This is a genomic window from Comamonas sp. Z3, assembly GCF_008121565.1.
Classification (GTDB): Bacteria; Pseudomonadota; Gammaproteobacteria; order Burkholderiales; family Burkholderiaceae_C; genus Comamonas; species Comamonas brasiliensis.
Genome location: NZ_VOQU01000007.1, coordinates 422,846 through 438,626, shown reverse-complemented (window position 1 = coordinate 438,626; position 15,781 = coordinate 422,846). Strand labels below are relative to the sequence as shown.

The 15,781-nt window shown below is 63.4% G+C and carries 12 protein-coding genes, 1 tRNA gene and 1 riboswitch; of the genes, 1 reads left to right on the top strand and 12 read right to left on the bottom strand.

Translation table 11 applies throughout. The features are described 5' to 3' along the window. Positions 1-187: 187 nt before the first annotated feature. From FSY59_RS21730 to prfB, 5 genes are all read right to left on the bottom strand, one after another. Positions 188-263 (bottom strand) — tRNA-Thr (locus FSY59_RS21730). 13 nt (positions 264-276) lie between these two features. Next, a complete protein-coding gene (locus tag FSY59_RS21725) occupies positions 277-1,299 on the bottom strand; it encodes a class 1 fructose-bisphosphatase (RefSeq protein ID WP_003053692.1) in 1,023 nt (340 codons plus the stop codon). 65 nt (positions 1,300-1,364) lie between these two features. Beyond that, complete coding sequence (locus FSY59_RS21720) at positions 1,365-2,345, bottom strand: hypothetical protein (protein WP_255439643.1); 981 nt, start codon at positions 2,343-2,345, stop codon at positions 1,365-1,367. An 11-nt stretch (positions 2,346-2,356) separates the two neighbouring features. After that, positions 2,357-5,059, bottom strand: coding sequence for an aminopeptidase N (pepN, locus tag FSY59_RS21715; RefSeq protein ID WP_019042488.1), 2,703 nt, complete (start codon positions 5,057-5,059; stop codon positions 2,357-2,359). Between the two features lie 18 nt (positions 5,060-5,077). Next, positions 5,078-6,182, bottom strand: a protein-coding gene (prfB, locus tag FSY59_RS21710) for a peptide chain release factor 2 (RefSeq protein WP_141567813.1) whose coding sequence is annotated in 2 segments (ribosomal slippage) — positions 5,078-6,100 and positions 6,102-6,182 — 1,104 coding nt in all. Because the reading frame shifts where the segments join, the coding sequence is not laid out codon by codon here. A gap of 295 nt (positions 6,183-6,477) precedes the next feature. Here prfB and FSY59_RS21705 point away from each other — a divergent pair. Further along, positions 6,478-8,244 carry a methyl-accepting chemotaxis protein gene (locus tag FSY59_RS21705; RefSeq protein WP_148729652.1) on the top strand — a complete coding sequence of 589 codons (1,767 nt, stop codon included), beginning with the start codon at positions 6,478-6,480 and terminating at the stop codon, positions 8,242-8,244. 258 nt (positions 8,245-8,502) lie between these two features. Here the strand turns inward: FSY59_RS21705 and FSY59_RS21700 are convergent, their stop codons facing one another. The 7 genes from FSY59_RS21700 to FSY59_RS21670 all read right to left on the bottom strand — a co-directional run bounded on the left by FSY59_RS21700 (position 8,503) and on the right by FSY59_RS21670 (position 15,535). Then, complete coding sequence (locus FSY59_RS21700) at positions 8,503-9,777, bottom strand: acyl-CoA dehydrogenase family protein (RefSeq protein ID WP_003053697.1); 1,275 nt, start codon at positions 9,775-9,777, stop codon at positions 8,503-8,505. 51 nt (positions 9,778-9,828) lie between these two features. Next, positions 9,829-10,914: a phosphotransferase gene (locus FSY59_RS21695; protein WP_019042490.1), complete on the bottom strand. Its 1,086-nt coding sequence runs from the start codon at positions 10,912-10,914 to the stop codon at positions 9,829-9,831. A 273-nt stretch (positions 10,915-11,187) separates the two neighbouring features. After that, positions 11,188-11,907 (bottom strand): Crp/Fnr family transcriptional regulator, encoded by a 720-nt coding sequence (locus FSY59_RS21690; RefSeq protein ID WP_029158393.1) that lies wholly within the window; start codon positions 11,905-11,907, stop codon positions 11,188-11,190. Between the two features lie 339 nt (positions 11,908-12,246). After that, a complete protein-coding gene (gene thiE / locus FSY59_RS21685) occupies positions 12,247-13,188 on the bottom strand; it encodes a thiamine phosphate synthase (protein ID WP_148729651.1) in 942 nt (313 codons plus the stop codon). 10 nt (positions 13,189-13,198) lie between these two features. Continuing rightward, complete coding sequence (locus FSY59_RS21680; RefSeq protein WP_148729650.1) at positions 13,199-14,002, bottom strand: thiazole synthase; 804 nt, start codon at positions 14,000-14,002, stop codon at positions 13,199-13,201. Positions 14,003-14,137: 135 nt separating this feature from the next. Continuing rightward, the gene (thiS, locus tag FSY59_RS21675) at positions 14,138-14,335 is read right to left on the bottom strand and encodes a sulfur carrier protein ThiS (protein WP_148729649.1); all 198 of its coding nucleotides are present in this window, start codon (positions 14,333-14,335) and stop codon (positions 14,138-14,140) included. A gap of 105 nt (positions 14,336-14,440) precedes the next feature. Beyond that, positions 14,441-15,535 carry an FAD-dependent oxidoreductase gene (locus FSY59_RS21670; protein WP_019042493.1) on the bottom strand — a complete coding sequence of 365 codons (1,095 nt, stop codon included), beginning with the start codon at positions 15,533-15,535 and terminating at the stop codon, positions 14,441-14,443. Between the two features lie 63 nt (positions 15,536-15,598). Then, positions 15,599-15,760: riboswitch (TPP riboswitch) on the bottom strand. Positions 15,761-15,781 lie beyond the last annotated feature (21 nt).

Sequence of the window (15,781 nt, the reverse complement as noted above, 5' to 3'; positions counted from 1 at the left end):
CCACCGACGCCCGCATCAGGCGTTGAACATGAGAACACCCGCTGAGGCATTCGCATTAGCGGCCTGACCTGTGCAGGTTCTGCTGGGTCAATACAAAACTATGTACCGCTGGATGCATAGGGGATGCATGACCTGAAAAAGCAGAAAGCCCGCTATCTTTTAAATAGCGGGCTTTCCTTTATTTACTTGGTGCCGGAGACATGAATCGAACACGCGACCTTCTCATTACGAATGAGCTGCTCTACCGACTGAGCTACACCGGCGATAAGCTACAAATTATAGCGCTTTTTCGTCGGCCTCAAGGTGGTAGCCGGTCACGCGTTCCACTTCGTTCTTGGAGCCGAGGACGACGCTCACACGCTCGTGCAGTTGTGTGGGCTGGATGTCGAGGATGCGCTGGCGGCCGTTGGTAGCCATGCCGCCGGCCTGTTCGACCAGCCAGCTCATGGGGTTGGCTTCGTACATCAGGCGCAGCTTGCCGGCCTTTTGCGGCTCGCGCTTGTCCCAGGGGTACATGAAGATGCCGCCGCGGCACAGGATGCGGTGCACGTCGGCCACCATGGCCGCCACCCAGCGCATATTGAAGTTCTTGCCGCGCGGGCCGTCGGCGCCGGCCAGGCATTCGTCCACATAGCGCTTCACGGGGGCGTCCCAGTGACGCATATTGGACATGTTGATGGCGAATTCCTTGGTGTCTTCGGGGATCTTGACGTTTTCCTCGATGAGCACGAACGAGCCTTGCTCTCGGTCCAGCGTGAACATGGAGACGCCGTCGCCCACGGTCAGCACGAGGGTGGTCTGGGGGCCGTAGATGCAGTAGCCGGCCGCCACTTGCTGGGTGCCGGGCTGCATGAAGTCGCTGTCATGCACGCCGGGGTGGCCTTCGGGCTTCTTGAGCACGCTGAAGATGGTACCGATGGACATGTTGATGTCGATGTTGGACGAGCCGTCCAGGGGATCGAACATCAGCAGGTACTCGCCTTGGGGATAGCGGTTGGGCACCACATAGATGCCTTCCATTTCTTCCGAAGCCATGGCTGCCAGGTGGCCGCCCCACTCATTGGCTTCGATCAGGGTTTCGTTGGCGATGATGTCCAGCTTTTTCTGCACTTCACCCTGCACATTCTCGCTGCCGGCCGTGCCCATGACGTCGCCGAGTTCACCCTTGTTCACGGCAAAGCTGATGCGCTTGCAGGCGCGGGCCACCACTTCCAGCAGCAGACGCAGCTGGCCGGGGATGAGCCCGTCCACGCGTTGCTGCTCGACCAGATAGCGGGTCAGGCTGATGTTTTTCTTCATGTTTCAACTCCTTGAAATTCGATGCAAATCTGAAATGGACAGAAAACAGGGCAGGGCGTCCGCATTCACGGACGATGCCCCGTGGTGCGCTGCTCCAGTTCCGCCAGCAGCTCCCTGGCGCGGGTTTGCTGCTCGCTGTCTTTCTGGTCTAGCGCGTATTGTTCATAGCGGGCCAGCCATTGGCGGGCCTGCGGTTCCTGCTTTTGCTCATGGGCAAGTACCATGAGCTGGAAATAGCTGTCGTAGACGGAGGCATGGTCTTGTGCCGTTTGCGCAATCTGCAGGCGCTCCTGAAGGTAGGCACCAGCCTGCTTCAGGTCGCCCAGCTCATAGCAATTTTGCGCAATGTTGGTGAGCACACCACGTATCTGCTGCAGCTTGCCCATGTCGTTGAGGCGTTCGCGCGCCACGGGCAGCAGCCGCTCATTGGCCTGCCTGGCTTCGCGGAATCGCCCCAACTCATGCAGCAGATAGCCTTCGTCCTCGTAGATGCCGAGAATCTGCATCTGGCTCGGAAAATCCAGAGCCCGTGCGGGTTTCGCGCTTTCATCCCAGCGCATCTCGGCGGGCAGGCCGGCAATCTGCTGCAGCGGGTATTGAGCCTGAAGGGCCTTGACCTGCTTGAGCGCTGCCGCGTGCTGTCCAGCATCCGCCAGCCAGCGGATGCTGGAATAGCGCAGGAAGAACTGCGCATAGGACAGCTCAGGGTCTGTCTGGGGGGCGGGCAAAGCGGTCAGCGCTGTGCTGGCTGCCTTGGCGGCCTCCTTGGACATGCCGCGGCGCGCATAGACGCTGGCCTGTGTGTAGTAGAGCCGGAAGGCGTCGCGAGCAACGACTCCGGGTTTTTTCAACAACGGCTCCAGTGCCTGCAGATCGGCACTCATGGCGCGTCCGCTGAAGCTGCCGCCTTCGCTGAAGACGGTGGCGTACAAGGGCGCGAAACGGGTTTGGAATCCTGCATCGGGTTTGGCTGCCGCGCCCAGCGACATGCTCGCCGCAGCGACGGCAAGGGCCTGGAAGCCCCGGGCCGTGCGTCGGGCAAGCATGTGCAGGTCCATCAGTCCGCCAGGGCGCGGGTGATGACCTCGCGCACATCGTTGGACAGATCGGGCTTGGCTGCCACGCGGGCAATGGCTTCGCGGGCTGCAGAGCGGTAGGGCTCGGCCAGTTTTTTCCAGCGGTCCATGACCCGGGCCAGGCGGGAGGCCACCTGGGGGTTGATACCGTCGATCTCGATTACGCGATCGGCCCAGAACACATAGCCCGCCGCATCGGCGCGATGGAAGGCGCCAGCATTGTTGCAGTAGCTGAAGATCAGGCTGCGTGCGCGGTTGGGATTCTTGATCTGGAAGTCGGCATGCTTCATCAGCGCCTTGACGGCCGGAAGCACATCGCCGCCGCGGTCGCTGGCTGCGCCCTGCAGTGCAAACCATTTGTCCAGCACCAGTGCATCCTGCTTGAACAGGGCGTGGAAACGCTGCAACGCCTGCTCGGCCAGGGGGCTGGCGCTGTAGACCAGGGCGGAGAGGGCCGCCATGCGGTCCGTCATATTGCCGGCGTCCTTGCAGCGCTGGTAGGCCTTGCCGGGCCAGACCGTGTCGCCAGTCCGGGCGGCCTGCAGGCACAGCATGGACAGGGCGCGGCCTGCAAGAGCACGGCGGCCGGCGCTGACATGGTCGGGGCGGTAGGCGCCGGTGTCGCGGTTGGCCTCCCAAGCTGCTTCCCACTCGGGCTGCAGGGCACTCGCCAGCTGCAAGATCATGGCTTCGCGCACGGCATGAACGCGCTGCGGATCAACCTCGGCCAGTTGCTCGGCGATATAGCTCTCGGACGGCAGCGTGAGCACCAGGTCCTTGAACGCGGCATCCAGCTTGTCGTCACGCAGCACGCGGCGCATGGCTTCGATGAAGTCTGCCGGCAAGATCTCGGCGTTGGCGTCGCCGCTGGCAGCGATCGCCTTGAGTGCATAGCGCAGGCCCAGGCGCTGGCTGGCTTCCCATTGGTTGAACGGGTCGCTGTCATGGGCCAGCAGGGTCAGCAGATCGGCATCGCTGAATTCATGCTCCAGCACCACGGGGGCACTGAAGCTGCGCAGCAGCGAGGGCACGGGAGCTTCGCTCACATTGCTGAAGACAAAGCGCTGTTCGGCTTCGGTTAGCACCAGCATGCGGCTGGCGACTGCCTGGACCGCATCCTCGCCTTGCAATTGCAGGGCGATGGGCTGGCCGCTGGCCGTGAGCAGACCCATTTGCACGGGAATGACGAACGGCAGTTTCTCGGCCTGACCCACGGTGGGCGCGCAGCTTTGCGACAGCGTCAGCGTATAGGTCCGGGCGTCGGCATCGTACTGGCCCACGGCCTTGAGCACGGGCGTGCCGGCCTGGCTGTACCAGCGGCGGAACTGCTGCAGATGCAGGGCCAGGGGAGAGTCGGGGTTGGCGTCGGCAATGGCTTGCGAGAAGTCGTCGCAGGTCACGGCTTGGCCGTCATGGCGCTCGAAGTACAGCTTCATGCCCTTGGCAAAGCCTTCGCGGCCGACCAGGTTGTGCTGCATGCGCACGACTTCCGCACCTTTTTCGTAGATCGTGACCGTGTAGAAGTTGTTGATTTCGATATAGCTGTCGGGGCGCACGGGGTGGGCCATGGGGCCGGCATCCTCGGGGAACTGCACGGTGCGCAGCACGCGCACATCGTCGATGCGCTTGACGGCGCGGGCCGAAGCCGTGCCCGCCATGTCCATGCTGAACTCCTGATCGCGGAATACCGTCAGGCCTTCCTTGAGACTCAGCTGGAACCAGTCGCGGCAGGTGACGCGGTCACCGGTCCAGTTATGGAAGTATTCGTGTCCGACGACGGATTCGATATTGGCGTAATCGGTGTCGGTGGCGGTGGCCTGGCTGGCCAGAACATACTTGGTATTGAAGATGTTCAGACCCTTGTTCTCCATGGCGCCCATGTTGAAGTCGCTGGTGGCGACGATCATGAAGCGGTCCAGATCCAGGCTCAGGCCAAAGCGGGCCTCGTCCCATGCAACGGAGTGCATGAGGGAGTTCATGGCGTGCTCGGTCTTTTCGAGGTCGCCGGGGCGCACATAGACCTGCAGCAGGTGATCGCGGCCGGCACGGCTCTTGATCTTCTGCTCGCGGGCCACCAGATTGCCGGCCACCAGTGCAAACAGATAGCTGGGCTTCTTGTGCGGATCGACCCACTTGGCAAAGTGGCGGCCGTCCTCCAGATCGCCGGACTCCACCAGATTGCCGTTGGACAGCAGCACCGGGTACTGGGCCTTGCTGGCGCGCAGCGTGACGGTGTACATGGCCATCACGTCAGGGCGGTCCAGGAAGTAGGTGATGCGGCGGAAACCTTCTGCCTCGCACTGCGTGAAGAACGTGTCCTCGCTCACATACAAGCCCATGAGCTTGGTGTTCTTGATGGGGGCGCAGGTGGTGAAGATCTCCAGCTCCACGGGCTCGTTGCCCTCGGGCAGGTTCTCCAGCACCAGCTGGTCGCCATCCATCTTGAAGGAGGTACCACCGCCGTTGACCATCACCCGCGCCAGATTCAGCTCGTCACCGTCCAGGCGCAGCGCCTGTGCCGGCACCTCGGGGTTGCGGCGCACGCGCATCTTGCTGAGCACGCGCGTCTTGGCCGGGTCCAGGTCAAAAGTCAGGTCCACCGTGTCGATCCACCAGGCCGGGGCCTCGTAGTCGGCACGATAAATCGCGGTGGCCGGGGCTTGCCCGTCACGCAGTTGCAGCATATCGATTCCTTTCTAGGATCAGAGGCCTTGCTTGAGCGAGGCTTCGATAAACACGTCCAGGTCGCCGTCCAGCACCTTCTGGGTGGCCGAGACTTCAACGTTGGTGCGCAAGTCCTTGATGCGGCTGTTGTCCAGCACATAGGAGCGGATCTGGTGACCCCAGCCCACATCGGTCTTGGTGTCCTCGAGCTTTTGCTGCTCTTCCATGCGCTTGCGCATCTCGAAGTCGTACAGCCTGGAGCGCAGGCGCTGCCATGCCACGTCACGGTTGCTGTGCTGCGAGCGGCCGTCCTGGCACTGCACCACGATGCCCGTGGGGATGTGGGTCAGGCGCACGGCCGAGTCAGTCTTGTTGATGTGCTGACCGCCGGCGCCCGAGGCGCGGTAGGTGTCGGTGCGCACGTCCGACGGATTGATGTTGATCTCGATGGAGTCATCGATCTCGGGATAGACGAACAGCGAGGAAAAGCTGGTGTGACGGCCGCCCGAGCTGTCGAAGGGCGACTTGCGCACCAGGCGGTGAACGCCGGTTTCGGTGCGCAGCAGGCCATAGGCATACTCGCCTTCGACCTTGATGGTGGCGCTCTTGATGCCGGCTACGTCGCCCGGAGTCTCTTCTTCGACCGTGGCCTTGAAGCCCTTGCGTTCGGCGTACTTCAGGTACTGGCGCAGCAGCATGCTGGCCCAGTCGCAGGCCTCGGTGCCGCCGGCGCCGGCCTGGATGTCGATGAAGCAGTTGAGCGGGTCGGCTTCGCCGCCGAACATGCGGCGGAACTCGAGCTCCTCGATCAGCGGCTTGAGCTTGGCGGTTTCGGCTTCGATGGTCTCGAGGCCGGCATCATCGCCTTCTTCCTTGCTCATCTCGAACAGCTCGACGTTGTCGGCCAGCTCGGTGGTGAGCTTCTCCAGCGTCAGCACGACGGAGTCGAGCGACTTCTTTTCCTTGCCCAGCTCCTGCGCCTTCTTGGGGTCGTTCCAGACGGCCGGGTCTTCCAGCGAGGCGTTTACCGTGCGCAGACGTTCGTACTTGGCATCGTAGTCAAAGATACCTCCGGAGATCTGCCGTGCGCTCGGACAGATCTTGGAGGGTGTTGCCGATAGAGTTGACGCGTTCTGCTTCCATGGTGAATCCGTTGTTCTTGCTGATAAATAACGGGTGATTTTCTCATGCCAAACGGCTGTGGGGATGCAATGGCCTTTGACAGGGCTTTTGCGTGAGTCATCGGGGTGTCTTTTTGATCCCCGCTATGTCCCTGATACCCCCATCGGTTTTATTCATGGATGCCGTTACTCGAGGTAACAAATACTGCATAGAATTCGCAGGCGCGCGCAGTGTGCACGCGCTTTTCTGACCGTTCTTCCTACTTCCCATCTCGCAGGTGCCAGACCTTCCAGGTCGCCCAGGCCCCCCATCCCCCATGAACTTCTTTCGCAACCTCAAGCTGGCCAACAAGCTGCTGGTGTCTTTTGTGCTGATCCTGCTGATCAGCGCGGTATCGGGTCTGTACGGCCTGGTACAGATGGAGCGTGTCAATGCCACGGCCACCGATCTGGCGCGCCAGTGGCTGCCGGCGGCGCGCAACCTGCAGGACATGCGCTATCAGCTGCAGCGCTATCGCTCGCAGACCATGCAGCATGTGATGGCGCAGTCGTCCGAGGAAATGGCGGTGTATGACAAGAGCATGCCCAAGCTCTGGGACGAACTGGTCCAGAACCAGCAGTCCTATGCCAAGTATGTGAAGACCGACAAGGAGCGGGCACTGCTGGCCGAGATCGGCGAGGATCTCAAGGCCTATGCCGTGCAGACGGCCAAGGTGGTGGATCTGTCCCATCAGTTGCTCAACGATGACGCCAGCGAGATTTTGCGCGGCGAGTCGCTGAAGATCAGCCGCGGCATCAACACCCGTCTGGATGCGCTCAGCGAGATCAACTACCAGGCCACCGAGGAAACCAACCAGGCGGGCGACGACCTGTATGCCGCTGCCCGCTGGTGGGTGATGGCGCTGCTGCTGGGCTCCATCGCCATCGGCGTGGCGCTGGCAGTGCTGATCGCGCGCTCCATCTCGCGTCCGCTGCAGTCGGCAGTGCAGTTGGCGCAGTCCGTGGCCGCAGGCGATCTGAGCGCCAGCATCACCGTGCAAAGCCGCGATGAAGTGGGCCAGCTGCTGCAGGCGCTCAAGGGCATGAACACAAGCCTGCAGCGCATCGTGGGCCAGGTGCGCCAGGGCACGGACTCGATCGCCTCGGCCAGCAGCCAGATTGCCAGCGGCAACCAGGATCTGTCCTCGCGCACCGAAGAGCAGGCCAGCTCGCTGGAGCAGACGGCGGCCTCGATGGAAGAGCTGACCGCCACCGTGCAGCAAAATGCCGGCAACGCCCAGCAGGCCAACCAGATGGCCTCTGCCGCATCGCAGGTGGCCGTGCGCGGCGGTGCCACCGTGGCCCAGGTGGTGCAGACCATGTCGGCCATCAACGAGTCCTCGCGCAAGATCGTGGACATCATCGGCGTGATCGACTCCATCGCCTTCCAGACCAATATTCTGGCGCTGAACGCAGCGGTGGAAGCGGCCCGTGCGGGCGACCAGGGCCGCGGCTTTGCCGTAGTGGCCTCCGAAGTGCGCACCCTGGCCCAGCGCTCGGCCGAGGCGGCCAAGCAGATCAAGCAGCTGATCGACGACTCCGTGAGCAAGGTGCAGGAAGGCAGCACCCAGGTCGACGAGGCCGGCAAGACCATGGAGGAGATCGTGATGAGCGTGCGCCGTGTCACCGACATCATGGGTGAGATCTCGGTGGCCAGCCACCAGCAGACCTCGGGCATCGAGCAGGTCAACCAGGCCGTGACGCAGATGGATCAGATGACCCAGCAGAACGCCGCCCTGGTGGAGGAGGCCGCAGCCGCGACCGACGCACTGCGCGGCCAGGCCGCCGCGCTGGCCGAGACGGTGAGCTTCTTCAAGCTCGGCGCCCAGTCCGGCCTGCAGGCCGCGCCAGCCACGTTCAAGCCCGCGCCTGCCAGGGCCGCCATCAAGGTCTCGGCTCCGGTCAGGGCCCAGTCGACTGCGCTCAAGCGCCCCGTGATGTCGGCGGCGAGCAAGCCGCCGGTCCTGAGCTCGGCGAAAAGCGCAGCAGCGCCCCAGCCGCAAAAAGCCGCAACGGCAGACGATGGAGAGTGGGAGAGCTTCTAAGCACGGTACGGGCATGCGGTGCCGGTCCCGGTGCTGCTAGCCATTCTGCTATTGATTAAGAAGCATTTATCGCATGTATTCATTGAATTTCAAGATGTTTTATATCTGAAATCGTTTGATGCAGGGCGATATAAGCTTCTTTATTAATAGCGAATAACAAGTCTGCCTTCGAAACAAAAACACCCCGCAGCCGTGGCTGACGGGGTGTTTTTGTTTCCGGGGAGCAGCAGCGGCGCGATGTGCTACCGCTGTCCCGCATCATCCGCCGCGCGTGATGGGCACTTCGGCGTTCTTGCCGTAGCTGCCGTATTTGCCCAGCTCCCACTTGGCAATCGCGTTGCGGTGCACCTCGTCGGGGCCGTCTGCAAAGCGCAGCGTGCGGGCTGCGGCATAGGCATAGGCCAGCGGGAAGTCGTCGCACATGCCGCCGCCACCGTGGACCTGCATCGCCCAGTCGATGACCTGGCAGGCCATGCTGGGGGCGACGACCTTGATCATGGCGATCTCGGTCCTGGCCACCTTGTTGCCGGCCACATCCATCAGCCAGGCGGCCTTGAGCGTGAGCAGGCGCGCCATGTCGATCTTGCAGCGCGCTTCGGCAATGCGCTCCTGTGTCACGGTCTGCTGGGCCACGCTCTTGCCGAAGGCCACGCGGCTGCTGGCGCGCTTGCACATCAGCTCCAGCGCGCGCTCGGCCAGGCCGATCAGTCGCATGCAGTGGTGAATGCGGCCCGGGCCCAGGCGGCCCTGGGCGATCTCGAAGCCGCGCCCTTCGCCCAGCAAGATATTGCCGACGGGAACGCGCACGTTCTCGAAATACATCTCCATGTGGCCGTGGGGCGCATCGTCATAGCCCATCACGTTCAGCGGACGCGCGATGCGGATGCCCTTGGCATCGGCCGGGATGATGATCATGCTCTGCTGCGAATGCTTGGCCGCTTCGGGGTCGGTCTTGCCCATGGTGATGAAGACCTGGCAGCGTGGATCGCCGGCACCCGAGATCCACCACTTGTGGCCGTTGATCACGTATTCGTCGCCCTGGCGCTCGATGCGCGTGCAGATGTTGGTGGCGTCGGAGGAGGCGACTTCGGGCTCGGTCATGGCGAAGGCCGAGCGGATCTTGCCTTCCAGCAAGGGCTTGAGCCAGCGCTCCTTGAGTTCGGCACTGCCGTAGCGGGCAATGGTCTCCATATTGCCGGTGTCAGGCGCGGAGCAGTTGAAGACTTCGGAAGCCCATGGCACGCGGCCCATGATTTCGGCCAGCGGTGCGTATTCCTGGTTGGTCAGGCCCGCGCCGTGGTAGCCCGAGGCCTCGGCGCTGTCCACGGGCAGGAACAGATTCCACAGGCCTGCGGCCTGGGCCTTGGGCTTGAGCTTTTCGATGGTTTGCAGCGGCGTCCAGCGTTTGCCGGCGGCCGTGTTGGCCTGCATCTCCTCGGCATATTCCTTTTCCGCCGGGTAGATGTGTTCTTCCATGAACTTGAGCAGGCGCTGCTGCAGGTCCTTGGTTTTGGGCGAGTAGTCGAAGTCCATGAGTGCTCCTTTTGTTGTGGGACGGGCTGATTGCGTGGTGGTGGATGAAAGTCAGGCGCGCTGAGCGAAGGACCAGGCCAGCTCGGCCATGGGGCGGGCGGTGTCGCCCGAGGCCTTGGCCTGGGCGCTGGAGGCCGTGCCGGCCTCGACACGTTTGGCAATGCCTTGCAGGATGGCCGCGATGCGGAACATGTTGTAGGCCAGGTAGAAGTTCCAGTCGCGCTGCAGCGTGGCCACATCGGCAATGCCGGTGCGCTGGCAGTAGCGCTGCATGTAATCGTGCTCGGCGGGGATGCCCAGGCCCGCGATGTCCAGGCCCGCGATGCCGCGGCCCAGCTCGGCCGGGATATGCCAGCTCATGCAGTGGTAGCTGAAATCGGCCAGCGGGTGACCCAGCGTGGACAGCTCCCAGTCCAGCACGGCGATCACGCGCGGCTCTGTGGGGTGGAACATCAGGTTGTCCAGGCGGTAGTCGCCATGCACGATGGAGACGCGGCCCTCGTCGCGCGCACTGGCCGGCATATGGGCGGGCAGCCATTCCATCAGCTTGTCCATCTCGGGGATGGGCTGGGTCACGGAGGCCACATACTGCTTGCTCCAGCGACCGATCTGGCGCTCGAAGTAATTGCCGCTCTTGCCGTAGTCGGCCAGACCGCGCTCGGCAAACTTCACGCTGTGCAGGGCCGCGATCACGCGGTTCATCTCGTCGTAGATTGCTGCGCGTTCGGCGGGCGTCATGCCGGGCAGGGACTGGTCCCAGAGCACACGGCCCTCCATGAATTCCATGATGTAGAAGGCGCGGCCGATGACGGATTCGTCTTCGCACAGCGCATACATATGCGGCACGGGCACATCGGTGCCGGCCAGGCCTTTCATCACGCGGTACTCGCGCTCGATCGCATGCGCAGAGGGCAGCAGCTTGGCCACGGGCCCGGGCTTGGCACGCATCACATAGCTTTTGCCGGGCGTGATCAGCTTGTAGGTGGGGTTGGACTGGCCGCCCTTGAACATCTCCACCTGCAGCGGACCTTCAAAGCCCTGGACATGCCCGCTCATCCAGGCACCCATGGCATCGGTGTCAAAAGCATGCTGATCGGAAACCGCGCGGGTGCCGACGAAATGGTCATAAGTGCTCATGCTGTCTCAGTCCTGTGTTCGATTTGTGATGCGCAAGGCGCAGCCCGCCACCCTGCGCCGAAGGCGCAGCGAGCGAATGCGTGAAAGGGGAGAGTTGCCGCAGAACGCGGCAATGAAGCGAGAAACGAAGGTGAAAACTGGCGCGATCCCAGCCAGAGATGCCGAGCAAGAGCCGCCTCGCGGCGATGGCATCGTCCCCCTCCCGCAAGCGCAGCGAAGCGAGAGAGGGGGAAGCGGCGGGGGCGCCCCCGGCAAAGCCGCTCAGGGGGTGAATCAGTGGTCGGTGTCGGCAATACGCAGCAGCGTCACCCGGTCGCGCACGATGAGGCCACCCGGCTCGATGCGAATGACTTCCTCGCGCTCCATGGACTTGAGCTCCTGGTTGACCCGCTGACGCGAGGCACCCAGCAACTGCGCCAGCTCTTCCTGCGCCAGATGCAGGCCGATGCGGATCTCGTTGCTGTCCGACAGGCTCATCACGCCATAGCTGCGCGTCAGGTGCAGCAGTTGCTTGGCCAGGCGCGCGCGCAGCGGCAAGGTATTGAGATCTTCCACCAGACCGTAGAGCTGGCGCACACGGCGCGCATTGAGGCGCAGGATCGCCTCGGAAAACTCCACATGTTCGGCCAGAATGCGCCTGAAGTCTGCCTTGGTCAGGCACAGCAGCGTGGTCTCGCCATGTGCATAGGCGTCGTGTGTGCGCTTGTCGCCATCCAGAATCGCCACATCCCCGAACCAGATGCCCGGCTCCACATAGGTCAGCGTGATCTGCTTGCCCGTGATGGAGGTGGAGCTGACCCGCACCGCGCCACGCGCACAGGCAATCCACTCCTCGGGCGGTTCGCCGCGAGCGCAGATGAGCATGCCATCTTTGTATCGTTTGACGTAAGCGCATCGAAGAATGTCGTGCCGCAAAGAGGGCGAAAGGGATGAAAACCAGCGACCAGAGTTGATCGCCTCACGTTCTTCCATACTAAGAATTGGCTCGTCCATGTTCTGTCTTATGCGTGACTGGTAACCGCCCCATTGTCGCGTGTGGGACCGGCCATGCCGAAGCTGATGGACTCAGGGTTGTCACCTGTGTGTCCGCTTTTACGGCGAAGAGGGCTTGCGCCAATCAAGAAAACCCAGCAGCCATGCGGCCTGCGCAGCGGCGCTCCAGAAAAAAAGCCCGCTGGCTGCGGGCATTTTTTCTGGTCGTTTCCGGTGTTTTCTGTGCCAGTCAGGTCTGGCGCGGCGGGAGTTTTGAGTCTCTCAATGAAAATAGCCGCCGGCGCCTGTGTATCAAGCGCCGGCGGCTATTGAATGGGAAGCCGATGCGCTTCGATGCGCTCAGGCAGCAGCCTGCATGCGCTGCAGCAGATGCTGGGCTGCTGCTTCTGGATCGGGGGCGTTGACCAGGGCACGTACGACGGCCACCGAGCCCACGCCCGTGGCGCGCACGGCGGGGAACAGGTCTTCGGAAATACCGCCAATCGCCACCAGCGGGTACTGCTGCATCAGTCGCACGTAGGCCGCCAGACGAGCCAGGCCTTGCGGGGCCGTCGCCATCTTCTTGAGCGTGGTCGGGAACACCGCTCCCAGGGCGATATAGCTGGGCTGGACAGCATGGGCGCGCACCATCTCGGCGTAGCCATGGGTAGAGACGCCCAAGCGTGTGCCCGAGGTGCGGATGCTCTCCAGATCGCGCTGGCCGATGACGTCCAGATCTTCCTGACCCACATGGATGCCGTAGGCGCCTGCGTCCAGCGCGGCCTGCCAGTGGTCGTTGATGAAAAGGCGTGCGTGCGTGCCCTTGATGGCTTCAACAGCCGCCTTGACCTCACGGGCCACGGCGGCCTGGTCGCCGGATTTGAAGCGCAGCTGCACCGTGGGCACGCCAGCACGGGCCATGCGGCCCACCCATTCGGCCGTGGGCAGCACGCCATACAGGCCCAGCTCGCGCGGGCAATGGGCAAAAGCCTGGGCCGGGTCGGCCTTGCCGAGACCGAAGTCGCGTGGGTCGTCAGGCCAGTGGGTGGCATCGAAGTGATTGTTGCGCTCGCTCTGGCACTGCCAGGCCTGGGCCAGAGTCTGCGCATCCACGGCGATAAAGCCCAGCTGGCTGCAGGCCTCCAGCGCGGCCAGATAGGCGGGTTCCTGGCGCAGTGCGGGCGGCACGGGCTGTGGCGTCAGCTCGACCGAGTTGGCATCATGGTGCAGCTGGGCGCCAAAGTTGGCACTGTGCTGGTGGACGATGGCTTGCGCCAGAGCCTTGGTTTCTGCGGAGTCCATGGGCCGACCTTTATTCCTGATGCCAGAAAGGGGTGCCCAGCACGGGAGTGCTGGGCTGGGCGGCATTTTGCTCTGCCATGGCGCCAGCGCGCCAGGCGGCGTGACCGGCATTGACGGCATCGGAGAATGCGCCGGCCATGGCCACGGGGTCTTCGGACAGTGCCACGGCGGTGTTCAGCAGCACGGCGTCATAGCCCCACTCCATCACGGTGCAGGCGTGGGAGGGACGGCCCAGGCCGGCATCGACGATCAGCGGCACCTTCAGGCGCTCGCGCAGCATCTGCATGGCATAGGGGTTGATGGGGCCGCGGCCGGTGCCGATGGGCGCGGCCCAGGGCATGACGGCCTGGCAGCCGACGTCGACAAGCTTTTGGCACAGCACCAGGTCGTAGGTGGTGTAGGGCAGGACCTGGAAGCCGTCCTTGATGAGGATGGAAGCCGCTTCCACCAGATTGAGCGTGTCGGGCTGCAGCGTGTAGTCGTCACCGATCAGCTCCAGCTTGATCCAGGGTGTGTCGAAGACTTCACGCGCCATCTGGGCCGTGGTCACCGCCTCCTGGATGGTCATGCAGCCTGCCGTGTTGGGCAGCACGGGCACGTTGAGCTTGCGCAGCAGCTCCCAGAAGCTGGCACCGGTCTCGGCGGCATTGCTGCCCTGACGGCGCAGCGAGGCCGTGACCATGGCGGGCCTGGAGCGCTCCACGGCCGCTTCGAGAATCGCGGGCGAGGGATAGCGCGAGGTGCCCAGCAGCAAGCGGCTTTCAAAACGCTGGCCGTAGAGAACCAGGGCGTCGTCGTTAGTTTTTGTATTCATGATTGGTCTTTATCTTTGATCAGCAAGCCATTGCACAGGCACGACCCAAGTGAGAGACACCCAGCAAGAGCCGCCTCGCAGCGCAGGTGTCGTCCCCCTTGGGGGAAGGCGCGTAGCGACTCAGGGGGATTCATCTCATCCGCCGGTGACGGGAGAGATGACTTCCATCCTGTCGCCCTCGTTGAGTGCATGGACGGCATATTGGGTCTTGGGCACAAACACCGTGTTGACCGCCACGGCAAACGGGGGCTTGGCCTGCATCTGCGCCAGCGCATCGGCCACGGTGGCATGGGCTGGCAGCTCGGCGGCTTGCTGGTTGAGAGTGATCTTCATGGCATGAAACGGAAAATAAAGCGGGTGCTAAGTTAAACCTCTGCACGGCGGCGCTTGCGTGCGCCAGGGGTGCAAGTGCTGTGCGTCAAAGTTCGGGCTCGCAGTTCAGCCACGATGCACGGCGACATCGAACTCGCGCGCCAGCGGCGAGTCGTCGTGGTCCAGCAGCTCCAGCACCACGTCCAGCATGGCGGGCGAGATCATGAAGCCGTGACGGTAGAGGCCGTTGACTTCCATGACGCGCGGAGTCAGCAGACGCACGGCGGGCAGATTATCGGGCAGGGTGGGGCGGCACTGGGTGGCGATTTCCACAATCCGCCCTTCGGCAAAGCCGGAGTGCACGGTATAGGCCGCGCTCAGCAGCTCCAGCGTGGAGCGCACGCTGGCCGGCGACATATCGTCGGACTCGATCTCGGTCGCGCCGATCACGAACAGATGGTCTTCCTTGGGCGCGATATAGATGGGGTAGCGTGGATGGATCAGGCGTGTAGGGCGCTGCAGCGTGACTTCGGGCGCATGGATGCGCACCACTTCGCCGCGAATGCCGCGCAGCTGCTTCCATTGGGTGCGGGCACCCAGGCCCCGGCAGTCGAACACGAAGTCGGGCTGGCCAGCCTCGCCGGGGCGGAAGTCGCCAACTTCGCGCGGGCTCTCCCAGTGCTGCTGTACGCCCAGTGCGGTGAGCTTGTCGACCAGCGCCGTCAGCAGCTGGCGGTTGTCCAGCTGGCCTTCGCCGGGCAGGTAGACGGCCTGGTTGAAGCGTCCCTGCAGTGCGGGCTCGCAGTCCTGCAGCGCCGCGCCGGTCTTCTCCTGCATGGCTGGCAGGCTGGGGTTGATGCGCCGGTTTTTTTCCAGCAGGCCGAAAAAGCGTGCCGCGTCGCCCTGATCCTGGCGGTGCCAGAGAATCAGCGTGCCGTTCTGCTGCAGAAACACATGCTGCTCAAGTTGGGCTATGAGTTCGGGCCAGCGCTTGAGCCCATGCTGGCCCATGCGCACCACGCCGGGCTCGGTAATGGCCGACTCGGCCAGCGGCGCCAGCATGGCGGCCGCCACGCGCGCGGCTGCGCCATCGCCTTGCGGGCCATGGGCGTCATAGAGGTCGATGGCGTGACCGCGCTGGGCCAGGGCCAGCGACAGCAGGCGGCCCATGAGGCCGCCGCCGAGAATTGCGATCTTTGAAGAAGCTTGTAGCAATGACATGTGCAAATCGTTTTCCATCCGGACACAGGAACAGGGCCATGTGCAGGACAAAACGCGGCATGCCTTGCGGCTTGTGAAACTCCCCACGCCAGCATGACCTGGATCGGGTGCAGGGGGCACAGGGCACGGATGGTGCTCTGGTGCGCAGCCGGCAGCTGGCGCAGCCCCAGGGTGTTTCTCAGTCCGCACAGGCTGCTTGCCTGCGGGACACCCCTGTTTCGTCCGTTGGACATTACAGCACAACCG